Source organism: Streptomyces sp. ATCC 21386, assembly GCF_018728545.1.
In the GTDB taxonomy this organism is placed as follows: Bacteria; Actinomycetota; Actinomycetes; order Streptomycetales; family Streptomycetaceae; genus Streptomyces.
The window spans coordinates 2,404,460-2,424,813 of record NZ_JAAVVL010000001.1; the positions used below are offsets into that span (position 1 = coordinate 2,404,460).

At 68.6% G+C, this 20,354-nt stretch carries 18 protein-coding genes; 13 read left to right on the forward strand and 5 right to left on the reverse strand.

Going from position 1 to position 20,354, the window contains the following annotated elements; genetic code table 11:
* Positions 1 to 12: 12 nt before the first annotated feature.
* Positions 13 to 1,251 (reverse strand): hypothetical protein, encoded by a 1,239-nt coding sequence (locus tag GWK25_RS10515; protein WP_215449536.1) that lies wholly within the window; start codon positions 1,249 to 1,251, stop codon positions 13 to 15.
* A gap of 1,840 nt (positions 1,252 to 3,091) precedes the next feature.
* Here GWK25_RS10515 and GWK25_RS10520 point away from each other — a divergent pair.
* Both GWK25_RS10520 and GWK25_RS10525 read left to right on the forward strand, forming a co-directional pair.
* Positions 3,092 to 3,337 carry a helix-turn-helix domain-containing protein gene (locus tag GWK25_RS10520; protein ID WP_286014613.1) on the forward strand — a complete coding sequence of 82 codons (246 nt, stop codon included), beginning with the start codon at positions 3,092 to 3,094 and terminating at the stop codon, positions 3,335 to 3,337.
* A 52-nt stretch (positions 3,338 to 3,389) separates the two neighbouring features.
* Positions 3,390 to 4,547 carry a site-specific integrase gene (locus GWK25_RS10525; RefSeq protein WP_251828810.1) on the forward strand — a complete coding sequence of 386 codons (1,158 nt, stop codon included), beginning with the start codon at positions 3,390 to 3,392 and terminating at the stop codon, positions 4,545 to 4,547.
* A gap of 575 nt (positions 4,548 to 5,122) precedes the next feature.
* Here the strand turns inward: GWK25_RS10525 and GWK25_RS10530 are convergent.
* A complete protein-coding gene (locus GWK25_RS10530) occupies positions 5,123 to 6,760 on the reverse strand; it encodes a PucR family transcriptional regulator (RefSeq protein ID WP_374200605.1) in 1,638 nt (545 codons plus the stop codon).
* Between the two features lie 263 nt (positions 6,761 to 7,023).
* On the opposite strand from GWK25_RS10530, the gene solA reads away from it, so the two are divergent.
* The 10 genes from solA (at position 7,024) to GWK25_RS10580 (ending at position 17,454) form a co-directional block, all read left to right on the forward strand.
* The gene (gene solA, locus GWK25_RS10535) at positions 7,024 to 8,160 is read left to right on the forward strand and encodes an N-methyl-L-tryptophan oxidase (RefSeq protein ID WP_215449539.1); all 1,137 of its coding nucleotides are present in this window, start codon (positions 7,024 to 7,026) and stop codon (positions 8,158 to 8,160) included.
* 113 nt (positions 8,161 to 8,273) lie between these two features.
* The gene (locus tag GWK25_RS10540; RefSeq protein ID WP_215449540.1) at positions 8,274 to 8,954 is read left to right on the forward strand and encodes a haloacid dehalogenase type II; all 681 of its coding nucleotides are present in this window, start codon (positions 8,274 to 8,276) and stop codon (positions 8,952 to 8,954) included.
* A 411-nt stretch (positions 8,955 to 9,365) separates the two neighbouring features.
* Positions 9,366 to 10,472, forward strand: a complete 1,107-nt coding sequence (locus GWK25_RS10545) for an ABC transporter substrate-binding protein (RefSeq protein ID WP_215449541.1) — start codon at positions 9,366 to 9,368, stop codon at positions 10,470 to 10,472.
* Positions 10,465 to 11,604 carry an ABC transporter ATP-binding protein gene (locus GWK25_RS10550; protein WP_215449542.1) on the forward strand — a complete coding sequence of 380 codons (1,140 nt, stop codon included), beginning with the start codon at positions 10,465 to 10,467 and terminating at the stop codon, positions 11,602 to 11,604. The genes GWK25_RS10545 and GWK25_RS10550 overlap by 8 nt, the downstream gene beginning before the upstream one ends.
* Before the next feature lie 3 nt (positions 11,605 to 11,607).
* Complete coding sequence (locus GWK25_RS10555; protein WP_215449543.1) at positions 11,608 to 12,498, forward strand: ABC transporter permease; 891 nt, start codon at positions 11,608 to 11,610, stop codon at positions 12,496 to 12,498.
* On the forward strand, positions 12,495 to 13,361 hold the full coding sequence (locus GWK25_RS10560; RefSeq protein ID WP_215449544.1) for an ABC transporter permease: 867 nt from the start codon (positions 12,495 to 12,497) through the stop codon (positions 13,359 to 13,361). The genes GWK25_RS10555 and GWK25_RS10560 overlap by 4 nt, the downstream gene beginning before the upstream one ends.
* The gene (locus GWK25_RS10565; RefSeq protein WP_215449545.1) at positions 13,358 to 13,516 is read left to right on the forward strand and encodes a hypothetical protein; all 159 of its coding nucleotides are present in this window, start codon (positions 13,358 to 13,360) and stop codon (positions 13,514 to 13,516) included. The genes GWK25_RS10560 and GWK25_RS10565 overlap by 4 nt, the downstream gene beginning before the upstream one ends.
* A 179-nt stretch (positions 13,517 to 13,695) precedes the next feature.
* On the forward strand, positions 13,696 to 14,976 hold the full coding sequence (locus tag GWK25_RS10570; protein ID WP_215449546.1) for an FAD-binding oxidoreductase: 1,281 nt from the start codon (positions 13,696 to 13,698) through the stop codon (positions 14,974 to 14,976).
* 41 nt (positions 14,977 to 15,017) lie between these two features.
* A complete protein-coding gene (locus GWK25_RS10575; protein WP_215449547.1) occupies positions 15,018 to 16,469 on the forward strand; it encodes an NAD-dependent succinate-semialdehyde dehydrogenase in 1,452 nt (483 codons plus the stop codon).
* A 1-nt stretch (position 16,470) separates the two neighbouring features.
* Entirely contained in the window at positions 16,471 to 17,454 is a 984-nt protein-coding gene (locus tag GWK25_RS10580; RefSeq protein ID WP_215449548.1) for a D-2-hydroxyacid dehydrogenase, read from the forward strand.
* Positions 17,455 to 17,623: 169 nt separating this feature from the next.
* Here GWK25_RS10580 and GWK25_RS10585 read toward each other — a convergent pair whose 3' ends face one another.
* The 3 genes from GWK25_RS10585 to GWK25_RS10595 form a co-directional block, all read right to left on the reverse strand.
* Positions 17,624 to 17,977 carry a cupin domain-containing protein gene (locus GWK25_RS10585; protein ID WP_215449549.1) on the reverse strand — a complete coding sequence of 118 codons (354 nt, stop codon included), beginning with the start codon at positions 17,975 to 17,977 and terminating at the stop codon, positions 17,624 to 17,626.
* Positions 17,978 to 18,051: 74 nt separating this feature from the next.
* A complete protein-coding gene (locus GWK25_RS44715; protein ID WP_374200606.1) occupies positions 18,052 to 19,020 on the reverse strand; it encodes a hypothetical protein in 969 nt (322 codons plus the stop codon).
* 42 nt (positions 19,021 to 19,062) lie between these two features.
* Positions 19,063 to 19,473: a helix-turn-helix domain-containing protein gene (locus GWK25_RS10595; protein WP_215449550.1), complete on the reverse strand. Its 411-nt coding sequence runs from the start codon at positions 19,471 to 19,473 to the stop codon at positions 19,063 to 19,065.
* 120 nt (positions 19,474 to 19,593) lie between these two features.
* Here GWK25_RS10595 and GWK25_RS10600 point away from each other — a divergent pair, with 120 nt between their 5' ends.
* Positions 19,594 to 20,307: a DsbA family protein gene (locus GWK25_RS10600; protein WP_215449551.1), complete on the forward strand. Its 714-nt coding sequence runs from the start codon at positions 19,594 to 19,596 to the stop codon at positions 20,305 to 20,307.
* Positions 20,308 to 20,354 lie beyond the last annotated feature (47 nt).

The following is a 20,354-nucleotide window of genomic DNA, read 5'->3' on the forward strand; positions in this document are numbered from 1 at the left end:
ACCGAGGTGGGCTCAGACGTAGGCCAGGTCGAGCAGCCCCGGGTCGGGCAGGTCGCCGGCACGCACGACGATCCGCTCCGACCGTGTCGGGCGGGCACGGGCCGCCCCCGCAGCGCCCTCGCGCACCGTCCACGCGTAGAACGCCGACGCCGCCAGAGCGAAGGCCGCCCAGGTGGGACGCTCCTGCCAGCTCACCCGCACACGACCGCCGTCCGGAAGCAGCGCTAGGCACCCGCCCTCCTCCGTTTCTGCGGCGAACAGCCCGCAGCCGGAGGACTCTGTAGCCCAGGCGCACCACGGGTCGTCCTCCGGACGGGCCGCCGTGCGCCCGCGCGGAACCAGCAGCACGTCGGCGGTACGCGGCCATCGGCGGTCAGGGTCGTCCCGGTCGGCGGCCAGATGAGCCGAGGCGATGTGCGGGCCATGGCCGTTCTGCCGCGCCGCGGGGTAGCGGCGGACGATCACTTCACCGTCAGCTGCCCCAGTGCCGCTGTCCGTCACGGAAACGGTGACGAACATGGGCGCTTCATGAGGAACGCGGTGGGCGGCCGGGCCGGAGGGCTGGGACGGTACGGGTATCGCGGACACGGACGCGGGATGGCCGGGTTCGTCCAGCCGCAGCCAGGTGTAGAACAACCGGCGCAGCAACTCGGCAGAGCGGCCCGGTTCCGACGTGACGGTCTCCCCGACCGCCTGGAGCTCCGGATCGTCCCGCTGCCCGTCCAAGGCGGCGATCTGGCGCAGCAGGGGGCGATCGGCGGACAGGCGAGGCAGTATCCGGCCGAGCCTGGCCATGGGGGATCCCGGTGCCACCTTCGATTCGTCGAAGGCGCCGAGAATGCAGGGAATTCCCAACGCAATTCCATACATGGTCAAGGAGCCATGGTCTCCCAGAAGGAAATCAGCCGCGCAGAGGGCCGCCTTCCATGTGTCGCTTTCCGGAACCGGCAAGAGAAGCCCGGAATCCAAAAACGGAGCCAACCAACTGTGCAGCTGCCACGAGCCATGGCCATGCCAGGCATTCGGATGGACAGCCGCGAGCACACGGAATTCTTCAGCGGAAAGCTCGGCCAAAACTCGACGGAGAACGTCGGCGCGGGGTGAGCCGAGCACCGAACCACTTCCCCACGTCGAGGACACGACCACGAGCCGCTGGCCCGGCAACAGCCCAAACGCCTGACGGTAGCTCTCGCGGAAGGCGAGGCTGGCGCGCAGTTGGTCGATACACGGGTCGCCGGCCACAACGGCCATGGGCAACGCCTGTGGACAGCTGACCGCAAGCCGATCGAGCTGCTCCTTGTGGGACAGGACGATCGCTGACGGGACAACGTCCCCATCGTGCAGGAGCCACTCCTCCGTGAGTCCGAAGGCTCCCGGCTCCCGGCTCCCGGCTCCCGGCTCCCGGCTCCCGGCTCCCGGCTCCCGGCTCCCGGCTCCCGGCTCCCGGCTCCCGGCTCCCGGCTCCCGGCTCCCGGCTCCCGGCTCCCGGCTCCCGGCTCCCGGCTCCCGGCTCCCGGCTCCCGGCTCCCGGCTCCCGGCTCCCGGCTCCCGGCTCCCGGCTCCCGGCTCCCGGCTCAAGTATTTATTATAGCCAGCCCCATGGGGTGTGCCAATCAGCGGAAATCGAAGCTGGTGCAAGTCTCCGCCCCGATTTGTAGCGAGAGCGAGGTCGAAATTCTCCGCGACGGCGACCTGCCAAGGAATCATGAGCATTCCCCGGCGGAGCAAGAAATCGGACACGCCTCCGTCCAGTGCGGAGGAATCTGTGCAGGAGAAGACAACCTGAATCCGCTCGTCGCCGTCGAAGAGCGCAAGAAGGTCCAGGAGCCGGGTGGCTGACGTGATGTTGTGCACCACACCGAGAACCCGGCGCTGCGGTGCGACCGTCATCCAATGCCGCGCGTCCGCTCTGAGCGGCAACGGCAGCCGGTCAGCATCTGCCACCTGTCAACTCCTGCCTTCCGTCATTCTGCGGTGACGCCGTCGCGCCGCCACCGCAACCGGCCTCACCATAGTCTGGCTCCCGATATCCCCTGCCCGTCGGTGTTCGGTGTTCGGTGTTCCGCGACCGAGGCCCGGCCAACTGTGTGCGCAGTGGCCGAGGGCTGGGCACGGGGCAAGCATCGTCAGCGGGATCGGCTTGGCTGTGCCGTGGTTGCTCTGAGGGGCTTCGTGGCGGCAGTGACGGTCTTCTCGTCGACGGGGCTACTGATAGCGGTGTCCCATGCGTCGCCTTCGGCAGGGTGGTGCAGCAAGGTCTGGAGCACGGGGCCAGTGCCGGGCGAGGCGCACCGTCCGACCTTGCCCGGCGACCGCGACTCTGTCGCCCCTGTGCACAGCCGCACAGTTCGGGTTCCGCTCGGCGGATGAACCGGTCGACGATGCTGTCGATGCGGTACCGGCCAAGGATCTCCGCCAGGCGGACATTGCCGTAGTGGGCTGACCGTTCGGTGTCGTCAGCACGTCGCAGTAAGCGCCGAACTCCATCGAATGGACGGAACCCAGTCACGGCCAGACATCAGCAGGCAACGCTGAGCAGGGAGCGAGTGCCGGCCGACGCCTTCAGCTCATGGCAGACGAGAAAGAACTCCAACGGACTGGAACCTCCTCGGAGATCATGTCAACGTACAACGACCCGGAAAACGCCCAGGTCAGCGAAGGAGTGTGGGCCTTGGGGGCAATCGGCAGACGGCTGGCCGCCCTTGAGTCCACAGCCCGCGCTATTCGGTCCCGCGACAGAAACACAGTCCCAAGGAGGTCCACCTGTCGAATCCTGCAATCCGATCGGCTGGCTTCACTGCCCTCATCCTCTCGGGGCGTTGGTCCTCCGGGCGCGCTCGTGGTCCGCAACCTCCACCGACTCATGGGCGACGAGTACTTGATGCTCACGTGACTCCCGCCCGTAGCGGTATGCCTGTTGGCCTTCTGTCTGAGACTGACGCGGTGCGCGGGTATCTCCCTGTCGCGCAGAGCGATACCTAGCAGACGATCCCCGGTTACCGAAACCGGGGTTTCTCCGGACAGTTGATGTCGTCCTCACCGGCTGCTTGGCGGTGGATTCGGTGCGGACGTGGTCCTGCCCGTGCCCGCCATGTTGGGGGCGATAGTCCGGAGGTTGTCACGCGTGTGCGACAAACTGCATTCCGTTCGGAGCGTCGCTGAAATGCTCGATGTCAGCCGGCGATCCGTTTACCGATACATCGAGTCCGGTGAGCTGACTGTTGTCGACATGCGCACCGGAGTCGAAAGGTCCCGTGTCCGGATTCCCGGACGCGAGGTGGAGGCCCTGATCGAGCGTCGCATGGCCCTATCGAAAACCACTAAGTCGGCTTTGTAGAGTTCATGCTCCGAGTCATTGCTGCAATTCCTGTAATCGGTGGAAAGGTTTAATGCCCTACGTACGCAAGTTGCCGTCTGGTAAATGGCAGGCCACGGTCCGAAATCGTGCCGGTGAGCGAATCACGGAAACGTTCCCCCTGAAGACGCAGGCTCGTTCGTGGGGAGTAAAACTCGAAGAGCAGCTTGCTCGCAGTGCGGTTCGTGATCCGCGCGCCGGAAAGATTAAGTTTCATGAATGGCACGACCGGTGGTGGGAGGCCCGTGTCGTCGAGCCGCGGACCTTGAGCGGGGACGCTTCCACGATCCGCACGCATGTCATGCCCCACTGGGGCGACTGGGAATTGCGTGAGATGGCACGTATGGACGTGCAGACTTGGGTTCGCAAGCTCGTCGTTGATGGTAAGGGCGCATCAGCAATCCGGCGAGCCTACAACTTGCTGTCTACCATGATGCGCGATGCGGTCGATGAGGATTTGATCGCGGTTACTCCGTGTCGGCGCATCGAACTCCCTCCAGAGGTCGTCAAGCCTCCTCAGTGGTTTACGCAGGCTCAGGCGCAGTCGGTCCTCGATAGGCTGTCGCCACCGTGGCAGACAATGGCTCTATTGGGCTTCTATACCGGCCTGCGATGGGGAGAACTTTCGGGTCTGCACGGGCATCGGATTGACTGGCTTCGCTCACGTCTCTTCGTTGTTGAGGTCAATACAACATCGGGGATAAAGGAGTATCCGAAGAGTTCGAAGAGTCGGCGCGAAGTGCCAATTCCGGACCACGTACTTGAAGCGATGTCCAGGCATATGCGCGGTCGTGATCCTGACGGGGTGGTCTTTACCACTGTTACGAAGGGACGCGCCGGGCGGTTGCTTGTCGACGGCAACTGGCGTCGACAGACGTGGTGGCCTGCCGTCGATGAGGCGAAGTATGTTGACCAGGATGGGAAACTGCGGCCGGTTCCGCACTATCCGCCCCACGCGATGCGGCATACGTGCGCGTCGTGGTTGGTGCAGCAGGGAGTCTCCCTGTACGAGGTTCAGCACCTCCTCGGTCACGAGAGCCACCACACGACTCAGCGATACGCCCATCTGGTTCCGGACTCTCACCAGGCTGTCTTGGGTGCATGGACTCGACTGGAATCCCAGTTGATCGTGCCGACGCCCGAGGGAGTTGTAGGCGGCGGTCCGACGCCGACCTTCGCAGTAGTGAAGTGAACGTCTACGCGCTTCTGTCGGCGATCGCCTTGGTCCCGCACGAGCCGAGGGCGGCCGAGGATGCATCCGGGCCAAGGGTGTGTGGTGGTGGATCCACCCACGCAGTGGCCGGGTGGCCTGCTGCTGCTCCTTGCGCCCGTGACCCCTGCCGCCCCCCAAGCCCCCTGATCTGGCACCTGCCGGTCAGGGGGCTATTGGCGTTAATCCTTGATTTTGCGGTGCTTCGAGTGGGGAAAGCGGCAACTCCCGAAGTCCGGCGGTGCGGCCTGCCGCCGCGTAGGCTTGTGGTCAGAGTGTCGATCGGGATCCGTGCGGCTCTGACGAGCGTCTGTGGCGGTGACGCACGTATGACGCACGAGGCTCCCGGAGGGGCTTAGATTTCGCCTCGAAACTGCCTCTGACCTGCATGTTTCCTGACAAGGGTCAAACTGCACACCTTCCCGATGACGCATCATGTGGAGTGCGTGGCGATTCTGGAGCCCGCGGCAAAGGGCGTCTGACCTGCTGTTCTTCTGATCTCGGTTTCGTAGCGGGGCGCGGGTCGGCAACGCTCTGCCACAACTCCGTGAGCCCTGTCACGCGTCGGGAGCAGATACTTCTCCCGCGTCCAGAACCAGCACCGCGACGTGCAGGGACGTGCGCTGCAGACCTGATTCCAGGTCGCAGCCGAGGAGCCGCTCGATGGTGTGCAGGCGCTGGTAGTACGCCTGCCGGGACATACCGACGCGTTTCGCCGCGACCGACTTGTTCCCGGCCGCCGCCAGATAGGCGCGCAGTGCCGGGAGCAGATCGCCGCCGTTGCGGTCGTCGTGCTCGATGAGGCGGGTGAGTTGCCGTTCCGCGTACCGCTGAAGACGGGTGTCCTCGCGCAGGACGCCCAGCAACTCCGGCAGCCGGACGTCGGCGGGGACGTAGAACCACCGCTCCGGGGAGGCTGGTGTGATGGCCTCGGCCGTCTGCTCCGCCTCCTGCCACGACCGGGCGATCCCGCCGAGGTCGGTCACCCCGGGGCCGACGGCGACGACCGCCCGCGGTCCGAGCTCTTCCCGGGTCAGGCGGCCGATCCGCTCGGCGACCGGTTGCCACGCGCTCGCCTGTGCCAGAGCCACGAGGACACCGATGCGGCCGGGGGCCGTTTCGCCGACCAGGGCGCGGACACCGGTGTGCGTCAGGGCCTTCGCGATCCGTTCGTCGAGGTGCTCCCCCTGGGCGCCGGTGTACGGGTGGTGGATGACCACGGCGAAGAGGCGGTGGCCGAGGGTGGGCAGTCCTAGTGCCTCGGCGCGGGCGCGGGCGTCCGCGGGGGAGCGGAAACGCCGTTCGTACAGGTCCCGCAGTACGGAGCGGTGGGCCCGGCGCTCCCACCAGGCATGCCCCGCCAGACGCGCCATGGTCAGCGCGATCGCCGCACGCTCCAGCACCAGGACGTGCTCCGGGTCGGGCTCGGCGCTCAGCCGGTCCTCCAGCAGGACCAGCCGCCCCCACGGGCCGTGGTGGTCCTGCACCGGCGCGATCAGCCACCCCTCCGGGCCGCTCGGCGTGATCCTCTCCGGCGTCGGGGCGGCCCGCGAGCGCCGCGGCCAGGCCGAAACCACGGGCTCGTACGGCCGGCCGAGCAGCTCGCACATCAGGACCCGGTGGGTGAGATCCTCGAGTACCACGGGGGCTCCGGTGAGTTCCGCGGTGGTGTGCACCAGTTCCTCGGGGTCCGCGCCCCGCAACGTCAGGGCCGTGAAGATGTCCTGGATGTCCCGCCCGCGGCGGAGCAGGGCCCCCTGGGCGTCGAGGATGAGCGCGTGCACCGTCTGCGTGACGTCGATGAACCGGACGCCGCGGGCCAGCTCGACCAGCGGCACATCACGGGCACGGCACGCCGCCACCAGCTCGTGGGGCACTTTCTGATACCGGTACCCGAGCTCCACGATCAGGCCGGCCGCGCCGACGTCCGAGAGCTGGTCGACGTAGCCGCGCAGCTCGGAGGCGTTCTCGGGATGCGGCATGCCGGTCGTCAGTACCAGCTCGCCGCCCTCCAGGAAATCGGCGGGATTGAGCAGCTCGGTGACATGCACCCAGCGCACCGGGCTGTCCAGCCGTGCCTCGCCTGCCAGGACGCGAGGCATCCCTTCGGCGAGCACGGGCAGGCGCAGTACTTCCCTGAGTGTGGGGAAGTGCCCGGGTGTATGACGTCTGGGTGGCATAGATGGTGCTTTCATCCGAGGGGAATCCGGCTCACTTTCGCATCGGCCACTCATCGTGACAAGAGGGGGGCCGGCGCAGGCGCCGCCCAGCCGTCCGCAGTGACAGACCGTCTCAAGAAGGCTGCAAGGCGGAACACAGTGTGGGTTGCCCTGCAGGTTCCCCCGGGCGGAGAGTGAACGCCATCCCCAGCAGGACGCGAACCGGAAAGGTCCGCACGGTGTCCGCACAGTGCTGGGGCCCGACTGCCACCACCCACACCATCGAGAGGAGCGACCTCATGCGCGTCCCGAAGCGCGTCGCCGTGATCGGTGCCGGAAGCATGGGCAGCCAGGCCATGTGGCGACTGGCGGCCCGCGGAGCCGAGGTCATCGGCTACGACCGGTACGCACCGGGTCACGACCGTGGCGCGGCCGGGGGCGAGAGCCGCATCTACCGAGCCGCCCACCTCGGCGAGCCCGGGTACGTTCCGCTGCTGCAGCTCGCGGACCGGATGTGGGAGCAGCTCCAGGCGGAGACGGGCCGGCCGCTGCGACGCCGCAGTGGCAGCCTCGTGATGGGAGAGACCGTCTCACCGTCCATGCGCCTCCTCCTGTCCACCAGCGCCGCCCATGGGCTGGATCACGAGGTACTGGACCGGGAGGAACTCGCCCGCCGCTACCCGCAGCACCGGCTTCCGGACGGACACACGGCGGTCCTCGACCGGTTGGGCGCCGTCATCAGGCCGGAGGCGTCGATCCAGGCCGCCGCCGCCCGTGCCGAGCAGCTGGGTGCCCGGCTGCACCGCTACACCACGGTGCGCGAGGTCGTCCCCGCGGCGGGCGGCGGGGTGCGGGTCGTCACCGACCAGGGCACGGACCACGTGGACGCCGCTGTGGTGACCGTGGGCCCGTGGATCAACACCCTGCTCCCGGACCTCCCCCGGACCGTCGACGTCCGCCGGGTGATCTGCTCCTGGCACCTGCCCACCCGGCACGACTGGTTCGTGGGCGGTGCCCCTTCCTTCGTACGCGCCGCACCCCACGACTGCTTCGGGATCCCGTCGCCCGACGGCATCTCCGTCAAGCTCGGTCTCTCCTTCAAATACCATGCGCCGGTGCCCGAGCCCGAACGGCTCGACCGTACCGTCCGCCCCGAGGAACTCGGCGTCTTCCGCGAGCTCATCGGTGAACTCATGCCCGACCTGAACCCCGACCCCATCAGGATGTCGGCCTACATGGAGGGCTACACCGACTCCGGGAACCCGCTCGTCGGTCATCTCCCCGGCGAGGACGACATCATCGTCATGGCCGGGTTCTCCGGCAGCGGCTTCAAGTTCTCGCCCGCGATGGGAGAGATCGCCGCCGACCTGGCGCTCGACGGCACCACGGAGCACCCGATCGACTTCCTCGCTCCGGCAGGAGTCGGCGCCGCCTGATCCCGGCGAACGTCGACGCCATCACCCTCCACTCCGACACCTCTGTCATGGGCATTCCCGAAAGCGGTGTCGCACGTAACCAGTTCCCCGAACCAAGAAAGTGGAGCACTTCCATGCCCATTCCCTCGTTCCAGTTCCGCCCGAAGTACGTCTCGTTCGACTGCTACGGCACGTTGATCGAGTGGCCGATGACCCCCATCACGCGTGAACTCGTCGGCGACCAGATCCCGGCCGAGCACTGGGACCAGTTCGTCAAGGAGTTCCGCGGCTACCGCTACGACTCGGTCTGCGGCGAGTACAAGCCCTACGAGCAGACGCTGCAGGACGCCTTCGAGGGGGTCTGCCGCAAGTGGGGCATCAAGGCCGCCCCGGACGCCGGCAAGCGGTTCGCCGACGGCGTCCGCAGCTGGGGCCCGCACGCCGATGTGCCGGCACCGCTGAAGAAGATGGGCGAGAACTACAAGCTGGTGATCCTCTCCAACGCCGAGGACGCCTTCCTCGAGGAGAGCGTGCCCCGCCTCGGTGCGGACTTCCACGCGGTCTTCACCGCGGAGCAGGCCGGCTGCTACAAGCCCCGCTACGCGGCGTTCGAGTACATGCTCGACCAGCTCGACGCGTCCCCCGAGGACTTCGTGCACGTCTCCTCCCACACCCGCTACGACCTGATGCCGATGCACGACATGGGCTTCCGCAACCTCGTCCTCCTGGACCGCGGTTGCGACCCGGTCACCCACGGATACGACTACGTGACGGTGAAGTCCCTGGACGAGCTCAACACCATGCTCGGCATCTGACCCGGCATCTGACCCGGCATCCGACCCGCGACGCACACCGTCCCGCCCCGGCACCTCGAAGGATCCGCAGTCCATGCCGACGACGCCCGCGTAGAACTCGAAGTACCGGCTTCAGAGCGACATCCAGCGCAGCACCATCGCCCCGGCCGGCAGCGGGGAGCACACGGTCCCGCCCTGGCCGGCGGGCGGATCCCCTACGGCATGCGTGGCCTCACCCTCCCGACGCGGGACTGGCCGCCCTGGCCCTCCCGTGGGACCCCGCCACGGCCACGCGCCCAACCCTGCGGCCCACAGACCAGGGCGTCGATTCCGACGAGGCGGATCACCACCCCCCAGACCCAGCTCCGGCCGCCGCTTTCCACGTCCCCAGCCGCACCCCTTCTCGCGGCCGGCACCACCAGGAGGCACACGATGAAAGACACCCGAATAGACCGCAGACTGTTCCTGAGAGGAATAGGCGGGGTCACGGCGGGTGCAGCCGCCGCGACGGCCCTCAGCGCCTGCGGTACCGGTACCAGCCGGTCCGGCTCCGTCGGCGGCGGCAAGGGCGGCAAGACGGTGGTCGTCCGTGACAGCGGCGGTTCCTACGGCGCGGCGCTGCAGAAGGCGATCTACACGCCGTTCACCCAGGAGACCGGCATCAGCGTCAAGGTGCTCAACCTGGACAACGCCCCGCTGCTGGCCCAGATCAAGCAGGGCCGCCCGCAGTGTGACCTCATCAACGACGCGATGGTGTCGCACACCAAGTACGTCAAGCACGACGCGCTGGAGGCGCTGGACCTCGACCGGCTCAAGAGCGTGAAGAGCGCGGAGATCCCAGAGAACCAGATCACCCAGCATGCCATCGGCCACAGCTTCTACGGCCAGTGCATCGCCTACCGCACGGACGCCTTCGGCGGCAAGAAGCCCGAGTCGTGGGCGGACTTCTTCGACGCCAAGGCGTTCAAGGGCGGCCGTGCGATGTGCAGCCCGGACGGTGACCTGCCGGAGCTGGAGTTCGCGCTGCTGGCCGACGGCGTGCCCGCGGACAAGCTCTACCCGCTCGACGTCGACCGCGCGTTCAAGGTGCTGTCCCAGCTGCGGCCGGACATCAAGAAGTACTGGGACAGCGGCCCGCTGCCCGGTGTGCTGCTCAGCCGCCAGGAAGTGACGATGTCCACCGTCTGGGACGGCCGTATCGCCGACCTGCAGAAGCAGGGCGTCCCGGTGGAGAGGCAGCTCAACGGCATGCGCCGCCAGTTCTCGGGTTACGCCATCGCCAAGGGCGCGGCCAACGTGGACAACGCCTACAAGCTGATGGATTTCGCTTTGCGTGCGGAGAGCCAGGCCGCCCTGGCCAAGGCGTTCCCGTCGAACCCGTCCTCCCCGCTGGCCTACGCCAAGCTCAGCGAGGACGAGCGCAACGCGCTGGCGGGTGCGCCGAAGTACTACGACAAGGGTTTCGACGCGGACGTCGACTGGTGGCTGAAGAACGAGTCGGCCGTCACCAAGCGCTGGTTGGAGTGGGCTCGTGGCTGATTTCGGTGTCGCCGCACCGTCGGTGAAGGTGGCCGGCGTCAAGCCGGCCACCGCGACCGGCAAGGCGCTGTCGGTGGTGGCTCTGCGCAAGACTTACGGCGATGTCGTCGCGGTCGACGAGGCGTCGATGGAGATCGCGGCGGGTGAGTTCGTCACTTTCCTCGGCTCGTCGGGGTCGGGCAAGACCACGACGCTGATGATGATCGCCGGGTTCTGCGAACCCGACTCCGGCACCATCACCGTCGGGGACCGTGACGTCACCCGTCTCGCACCGCAGAAGCGGGGCCTGGGCTTCGTCTTCCAGCAGTACCTGCTCTTCCCGCACATGACGGTCAGTGAGAACGTCGCCTTCCCCCTCACCCTGCGCGGGGTGGGCAAGGACGAGATCCGCCGCCGGGTGGGGGAGACGCTGGAGATCGCCGGGCTGTCCGGGTTCGGCGGGCGCAAGCCGCGTGAGCTGTCCGGTGGTCAGCAGCAGCGTGTGGCGCTGTGCCGGGCGCTGGTCTACCGCCCGCCGGTCATCCTCATGGACGAACCCCTGGGCGCGCTGGACAAGAAGCTGCGTGACCAGCTGCAGGTCGAGATCAAGACCATCCAGCAGGAACTGGGCCTGACCGTCATCTATGTGACGCACGACCAGGAAGAGGCGCTGGTCATGTCGGACCGCATCGCGGTGATGCGCAACGGCCTGATCGAGCAGTTCGACACCCCGAGGGAGTTGTTCGAGCGGCCGAGGACGCCGTTCGTGGCGGACTTCCTGGGCGCGGCGAACTTCCTGCCCGGCCGCATCGACAAGCACGACGGCGAGCACACCCTGGTCCGCCTCGACGGCAGTGGTGGCCTGCTCAAGGCGCGCCGCCACCAGCTCGCCCCCGGTACTCGGGTGAAGGTGGCTGTGCAGCCGGGCCGGCTGCGGGCTTCCGCCGCCGACGACGGGTTCTGTACCGGCACGGTCGAGACCGCCACCTATGTGGGCACCCTGGTCCGCGCGGGCGTGCGCATCGACGGCGGTGACGGGCCGCTGCTGCGCATGGAGGTACCCGCGGGGCGGGGTCCGGTCGCGGGCGAGCGGGTCGGGATCACCGCCGACCCCGAGGACGTCAACCTCTTCGCCGACGAACAGGGCGGGTGAGCCATGGCCGCCACCCTCACCGCCACCGCCCCCGCACGCCCGCGCAAGCTGCTGGCCTCGCGCCGGACCCGCGTCGGGATCCTGTACGCGCTGCCGGTCGTCATCTACCTGCTGGTGCTGTTCGTCTACCCGATCTTCAGCACGCTGCTGCTCAGCCTGAAGGACGCCGACGGCTCCTTCACGCTGCACTGGTACGCCGACGCCCTGACCGGCGTCAACTTGTCGGTGCTGTTCACCACGCTGCGGATCTCCGCCGAGACAGCGGTGCTGAGCCTGGTGTTCGGGTTCGTCCTGGCCCAGGCGATCTCCCGGCTCAAGCCCATCCTCGCCGGCCTGGCGATGCTCGTCGTGGTCGTGCCGCACTTCGTCAGCGCCCTGGTGCGCACCTACGGCTGGATCATCATGCTCGGCGACAAGGGCCTGGTGAACGAGAGCCTGGCCTGGGCACCGGGCGCCCCCTACCAGCTGCTCTACAACGAGCTCGGCGTGGTCATCGGCACCACCTCGATGATGCTCCCCTACACCGTGCTGCTCCTGTACGGAGTGATGCGCGGGGTGGACCGGCGCCTGCTCGCGGCCGCGTCCAGCATGGGCGCCGGTCGGGTGACCATCTTCCGCCGGGTGTACCTGCCGCTGGTCGCCCCGGGCCTGGCCAGTGCCGGACTGCTGAGCTTCATCCTCTCGCTGGGCTACTACATCACCCCGGCCCTGATGGGCGGCCCGAATCAGACGATGATCGCCACTCTCATCAACCAGCAGGTCACCAAGGAGAACGAGTGGAACGGAGCGGCCGCACAGGGCGTCATCCTGCTGCTGCTCACCTTCGCCGGACTGCTGCTGGTCAAGCTTGTCAGCTCCCTCGGCGCCAGCCGTAAGAAGAGGAGCTCGTCATGATGGAACTGCGCAGCAGCCTGACCGGGCGGATCGTCCTGACCGCCGTCGCCACCGTGATCCTGCTGTTCCTGGCGCTGCCGATCGTGGTCATCCTCGTCACCTCCTTCAGCAGCAACGCCTTCGCCGCGTTCCCGCCCGAGACGTGGACGCTGAACTGGTACAAGGCCCTGTTCGCCGACGGCAGCAAATGGCCGGCCGCGATGTCGCTCAGCGCCCTGGTCGCCGCCCTGAGCACCGTGTTCTCCCTCATCATCGCGGTGACCGCGGCCACCGCCCTGGTCCGCAGTGAACTCCCCCTGCGCTCCGCGGTGTTCGCCCTGGTCCTCGGACCGCTGGTCATTCCGCAGATCGTCACCGCGCTCGGGCTGTTCCTGCTGTTCGAGCCCGCAGCGATGCTGGGCAGCCCGATCGCGATCGCGCTGGGTCACACGGTGCTGGCCTCACCGATCGCGGTGCTGATCCTGATCGCGACCCTGCGCGGGATCGACGAGCGGTTGGAGGACGCCGCGGCCAGCATGGGCGCCGGCCGCCTCACCATCGCCCGGCGCATCACCTTCCCCCTGGCCGCGCCCGGGATGATCGCGGCGGCGATCTTCTCCTTCATCACCAGCTTCGACGAGTTCTACATCTCCCAGTTCCTCTCCTCCGTCGACACCGTCACCCTCCCGGTGCAGGTCTACAACTCCCTCACCTTCGAGATCGACCCCAGCGTCACCGCCGTCAGCGCGCTCCTCACCGCCTTCGCGATCCTCGCCCTCGGCCTGGTGGCCCTGGTCCGCTGGATCGGCTCCGGACGACAGGGCTCCCTGCTCTCGGTCGAGAACACGGCAGGGGTCGCCAACCCCGGAGGCGAGACGGTATGACCGCAGCCACCGCCCAGCGGCACCCGCTGAACATGACCGCCGACGGATCGCTCGCGATGCCGTGCCAGGAAGTGTTCATCGTCCGCCGCAGCGAGGGCCCGTACGCCGAAGACATCGACGGCAGGTCCTGCACCGACGGCCTGTCGGTGCTGTAACCCGCGCCGAGCTGATTCCGCGCCGGCTGCGCGAGCCGGCCTCCCCGCCCGCGTCCACAACCGTTCCCCACCGCTGTTCCGGATGGCACCTCTGCTGATCAGCGACCGCGGCCCCGTCGGCCGGGCCCTGGTGGGTCCGGCCGCCTCCCCCCTTCGAAACTCCCCGCTAAGGACCCGACATGAAGACGATTCCCTACTGGATAGACACCGCTGGGGCGCTTCCCGACCGGTCCGGCAAGCCGCTGACCGAGGACACCGATGTGGTGGTCGTCGGCGCCGGCCTGACGGGTCTGTCCACCGCCCTGCACACCGCCCGCAAGGGCGCCCGTGTCACCCTCGTGGAGAAGGGCCAGATCGGCTCCGGTGCCTCCGCCCGCAACGGCGGCATGGCCAACCTGGGTTTCACCATCGGCGTGGGCCAGGCCATCCGCCGGTACGGACTCGACCGGGCCCGTGAGATCTACAATTCCTACGGCGAGGCCGTGGACACCGTCGAGCGGCTCGTGAACGAGGAGTCCATCGACTGCCAGTTCCGCCGCGTCGGACGCCTGGGCGTCGCCTCCCGCCCCGCGCACTTCGAGAGCAAAAAGACCCAACAGCGCGACCTGGCCAAGTACTTCGGGCACAAGACCACTCTGATCGGCAAGTCCGAGCTGCGTTCCGAGATCGGCTCCGACGCCTACCACGGCGGCCTGCTCGACCCGTTCAGCGCCGCACTGCACGTCGGCCGCTTCGTGCACGGCATGGCCGAGGCGTGCGAGCGCACCGGTGTCGAGATCCACGAGCGCAACGCGGCCATCGGCGTGCGGCGTACCGCCGCCGGCCGGTTCGAGGTCAGCACCGAGCGCGGTGTCATCCGTGCCGGGCAGGTCATGATGGCCACCGACGCCTACACCGACAAGAACTTCCCCTGGCTGCGTCGCCAGCAGGTCTGCGTGGGCAGCTTCATCATCGTCACCGAGCCGCTCGGCGAGGAACTCGCCCGGGACATCATCCCCAAGGCCCGACTCATCGTCGATTCCAACAAGGTCTGCCACTACTTCCGGCTCACCCCGGACAACCGGCTGCTGTTCGGCGGCCGCGCCCGCTTCGCACCGTCCGACCCCACCTCGGACAAGAAGAGCGGACAGGTTCTGTTCCGTGAGATGTGCGAGATCTTCCCCCAGCTCTCCCGCACCAGGATCGAGTACGTGTGGGGCGGCTCCGTCGGCTTCGCCATGGACCGCATCGTGCACGCCGGTCAGACCGAGGACGGCGTCCACTACTCCATGGGATACGCCGGCCACGGCGTCCAGATGGCCACCCACATGGGGCACGTCATGGCCGAGGTGATGGACGGCCACCCCGAGGTCAGCCCCGTCCGCGACATCGCCCCGCCCCGCATCCCCCTCTACAACGGCACCGCCTGGTTCCTGCCCTTCGCGGGCGCCTACTACAAGACGCTCGACCGCATCCGCTGACCGGTCGGCAGTCCCACCACACCTACGAGGAGATACTCACCATGACTGTCGTCCGTGATGTTCCCAAGCAGCTGTTCATCGGCGGCGATTGGCAGGACGCGGAGTCCGGCCGGACCCTGTCCGTCGACAACCCGGCCACCGGCGAGGAACTGTGCCAGGTCGCCGACGCCTCACCCGCCGACGGTCGGCGTGCGGTCGAGGCGGCGGTCGCCGCGCAGGCCGCCTGGGCCGCCACCCCGCCGCGCGTGCGCAGTGAGATCCTGCGCCGCGCCTACGACATCATCATCGCGCGCACCGAGGACCTCGCGCTGCTGATGACCCTGGAGATGGGCAAGCCCCTGGCCGAGGCGCGTGCCGAGGTCGCCTACGGCGCCGAGTTCTTCCGCTGGTTCTCCGAGGAAGCCGTGCGTATCGACGGCGGCCTGATGACCGCCCCCGACGGAAAGAACCGTCTGCTGGTCGCCCGTCAGCCCGTCGGCCCCTGCCTGCTCATCACCCCCTGGAACTTCCCCCTGGCGATGGGCACCCGCAAGATCGGTCCCGCCGTCGCCGCCGGCTGCACCATCGTCCTCAAACCCGCCCCCCAGACCCCCCTGACCAGCCTCGCCCTGGCGGAGATCCTCACCGAAGCGGGCCTGCCGGCCGGGGTGCTCAACATCGTCACCACCACCGACGCCGCCGGCGTCGTCGAACCCCTCCTGCGCGGCGGGAAGATCCGCAAGCTCTCCTTCACCGGCTCCACCCAGGTCGGCCGGATCCTGCTGGCCCAGTGCGCCGACACCGTCATCCGCACCTCCATGGAACTGGGCGGCAACGCCCCCCTCATCGTCTTCGACGACGCCGACCTCGACGTGGCCGTCGAGGGCACCATGGTCGCCAAGATGCGCAACATGGGCGAGTCCTGCTGCGCGGCCAACCGCATCCTCGTCCAGGCTTCCGTCGCCGAGGAGTTCGCCTCCCGCCTCGCCGCCCGCATGGCCGCCCTCACCGTCGGGCCCGGCACCGAACCCGGCACCGACGTCGGCCCCCTCATCGACCTCGCCGGCCGCAGCAAGGCCCACGACCTGGTGCGGGACGCCGTCAAGCGCGGTGCCACCGCCCTGACCGGCGGTGAACTCCCCGAAGGGCCGGGCTGCTTCTATCCGCCCACCGTGCTCACCGGCATCGCCCCCGACTCCGCGATCATCGACACCGAGATCTTCGGCCCCGTCGCCGCGATCCGTGCCTTCGAGACCGAGGACGAGGCCGTCGCCGCCGCCAACGACACCGAATTCGGTCTGGCCGCCTACCTGTTCACGCAGAACCTCGACCGTGCCCTGCGCGTCGCCGAACGCCTCGAAAGCGGCATGATCGGCATCAACACCGGACTGGTCTCCAACCCCGCCGCGCCCTTCGGCGGCGTCAAGCAGTCCGGCCTGGGCCGCGAAGGCGGACGCGTCGGCATCGACGAGTTCCTGGAGATCAAGTACATGGCCGTCCCCGTCGGAGCCTGACATGGGTGAGCGACTCGTCGTCCTCTACCGCGGCAACCGGCCCCCCGCCACCGACCGCATCGAAAGCCTCGCGGACACCGTCTACGCGACCGAGGAGGAGCTGCCCTACCTCCTCCCCGGCGCCGACGTCCTCCTGGCCTGGGTGACCAGCACCCCGGCCATCCGCGAGGCCTGGCCCGAGGATCCGGAGAAGGCACCCCGCTGGGTCCACGCGGCGTCAGCGGGCGTGGACTCCTTCCTGTTCCCCGCCCTGGTGAACGATCCGCGCGTTGTCCTGACCAACGCCCGCGGGGTCTATGAACAGCCGACCGCCGAGTACGTCCTCGGCATGATCCTCGCCCTCGCCAAGGACTTCCCCGGCACCTGGGAGCACCAGCGGCGCCGTGAGTGGCGTCCGCGCCCCAGCGACGGCATCACCGGACGCACCGCGCTGGTCTGGGGGACGGGGCCGATCGGCCGGGCCATCGCCCGGCTGTTGCGCGCCGTCGGGATGCGCGTGTGCGGTGCGGGCCGCAAGGCCCGCACGGACGACCCCGACTTCGGCACGGTCCACGGTGCGAGGACCCTGCGCTCCGCGCTGACGGAAGCGGACTACGTCGTCCTGGCCGCACCCCTCACCCAGGACACGCGGGGCATGGTCGACGCCTCCGTGCTCGCCGCCATGAAGCCGGGGGCGCGGCTGATCAACGTGGGCCGTGGCGGACTCGTCGACGAGGAGGCGCTGGTCGACCACCTCGCCGCCGGGCGGCTCGCCGGCGCGGCCCTGGACGTGTTCGCCCAGGAACCGCTGCCTGCCGAATCACCTCTGTGGGACCTGCCCGGCGTGATGATCTCCCCGCACACGGCGGGAGAGACCACCAGCGAGCGGGAGGCGCTCGTCGAGCTGTTCCTCGACAATCTCACCCGGCACCTTGAGGGCCGGCCGCTGCGCAACGTGGTGGACAAGCGGCGCGGGTACGTGGTCGACGACACGCGCCCTGCCTGAAGACGAATAGCACGCGCCCCGGCCGGTGACTCCTACCGGCCGGGGCGCGTGCTTCTCGCTTCTCTCCGATGTGCGGTACCTGGCTCGGACCCGGACGCCGAGCGGTATGGATGGGACCGGGCGGCTGCCGCCCGGTCCCATCGCCCCGTACCGCTTCGCTGAGCTGGGGTTATGAAACGGTCAGGTAGATCTTGCGCACGGTTTCGATGGTCTTCCAGACACCGACGTAGCCCGGCTTCATGACAAAGCTGTCGCCTGCCTTGTAGACCACCGGCTCGCCGCCTTCCGGCGTGAGTTCGATGACGCCGGAAAGGATGTGGCAGAACTCGAAGAGCTCGCCCTTGATCGAGTGGGTCTCGCCGGGCGTGGCTTCCCAGACACCCGTTTTGATCGTTTCCCCGCGGGCGGCGTCCTGTGCCCAGGTCTTGTAGGTCGGGTCACCGGAAATCAGGCGTTCCGGCAGCGGGCCGGACTCCTGGGGTGCGAAAGAGGGGTTGGGGTCGATGGTCTTCAGGAGCGACATGCTTGTCTCCACTGGTTCTGGGAACGGTGCACAACAGGTGCGGACATACCAGGCGCAGGCGTCACCGGGACGAGTCAGATCAGGCTCACCACGCATCCAGGGCCAGGGCCTGACGGCTGCCCGCCACGGTCTCGGCGTGCAGCAGACCGGCGAGCCTCTCGGCGGGCAACAGGCCCTTCTCCTGAGCGAGTCAGGCCACGCACCGGCGGGCGGACGAGGGCCTCGCGGTGCTGTCCGGCCTTCGCCGCCATGGTGGTGACGGCGTGCCGAGTCACCGATCGCGACCTGACGGGCGACCTCGGCAAGCACCGGATCGATCTTGCCTGGGCATGATGCGAACGGGCCCGCACCGGCGGCGTGGACCGCGCGCCTGTCGCCGCCCATCGAGTGTCTCCGACGCCCCGCACCGAGCCCAGACGTGATCTGTCCGTTGCGGGCACGGTTTTCGGACGTTGTGTCAAGCGTGGGGCTGGGAGGCCACACTCACGCCCCGTCGAACGAGGGGATGCTGAACCCTCCGCCGTACGCTCCCGCAGCGGTGCCTTCCGACCAGTTCCCGGTGCCAAGGCTCGGATGTCGTCGGCCGCCGGGCACGGCTCCCGCACGCCTGAGCCGGCGCCGTGCCCACAGCGTGTCCATGAGAGCGGACGATCACGGGCGACGCCGGGTCTCCTTCCCCCTCCGCAACGAGACCCCAGGCCGGCTGCTAGGGGTGCTTGTTCTGTCAACGGCGGCCTGTGCGTTGCAGAAGATGCCCGGCGCCCGACTCGGCCTCCGCGACGAGCAGGAATCCCTCGACCATTCGCCGAGGGGAGGCCAGGGCCACGCCGAGGGGAGGCCAGGGCCACCTGCAGGTCAGGCTTGACGTCCGCGCTGCGAGGAGGCCGAGGCCGTCCCACGGTCGCCACACCAACGTCCGCTTTCCGCACGGGCGCGGGCGGATCAGCCGTACGGGAGTGGCAGTAGGTGACCGTGGCGCCCCGGGTGAGCAGGAGCATTGCGATGGGCCTGCCCTGATGTCTCCTCGACGATGCGTCGGGCATCCGCACAGCGCCCGGCGCCGACAGCCGATCGCTGTCCCGCGGTCAGGACCGGGCTGCTGGCGCCGCAGTGCGGGCTCGGTGCTCGCGGATCTCGTCGTGGTGGTCGGCGGCCCAGCCGATCAGGGATGTCACGATCTCGTGGAGGCCGCGGCCCAATGGGGTGAGGGAGTACTCGACGCGCGGCGGGACCTCCGCGTATGCGGTGCGGGTGATCAGGCCGTCCTCCCGGAGCTGGCGGAGCGTGAGGGTGAGCATCCGCTGGGAGATTCCGGGGACCTGGCGCTGCAGGTCTGTGTAGCGCAGCGGGCCGGCCTCCACCACCGCGATGAGCAGCAGGCTCCACTTGTCGCCGACGCGGTCGAGGACCTGCCGGATGAACTCCATGTGCTCGGCGGGGATGCGGGCACAGGGCCCTACCGCCGCCGCGCCGCCCGAACTGCCGGTGACCTCCATGACGCACATTCCTCTCCGGCACGAACACCCATGTGCCTTTTGTATCGACTTCCATACTGGCCCATCATGGCGCTACGAACAAAAAGTAGGAAGCAAGCGCAGGCACAGGAGGCACGCGTCATGAAGATCGAGATCTGGGCCGAGGTCACCTGCCCCTGGTGCGGACTGGGCAGCCACCGTCTGGACCGGGCCGTGGAGCGGTTCGAGCACGGTGACGAGGTGGAGGTCGTCCACCACTCGTTCCCGCTGAGCAGCTCCTTCCCCGTGGGTGAGACGTTCGGCGTCCGTGACGCGCTCCTGCGCCGGCACGGCATCGGCGGCTCCCAGGCCGAGGCGTCCACCCGTCGGATCGAGGCGCTGGCCGAGGCCGAGGGACTCACCCCCTACAAGGTGCTGGACAACCTGGTCGGCAACACCGATCTGGCGCACGAGTTCCTCGCCCACGCCTCCGCCGAGGGCAAGAACCGCGAAGCCTGGGACGCCATCTTCCACGCCTACTTCGGCCAGGCCCGCCCCGTCTTCAGCACGGACGACCTGCTCGACCTGGGCCAGGAGATCGGCCTGGACCGCGAGGGCACCCGCCAGGTGCTCACCGAGCACCGCTACCAGCGGCAGGTGGCCGACGATGCCGCCCGCGCCCAGCGCCTGGGCGCCACCGGCGCGCCCTTCATCGTCGTCGACGGCAGGTACGGCATCCCCGGGGCCCAGGACAGCGACGGCCTTCTCGACGTGCTGCGCACGGCCTGGGACGCATCCCACCCGCTCACCCTCGGCACCGACGGCGACGCCCCGGTCTGCGGCCCCGACGGCTGCGCCGTACCGGCCCGCAGCTGACCTCCACCGGTCACTCCCCGACCCACCCTTGATCGTTTCGAAAGGCT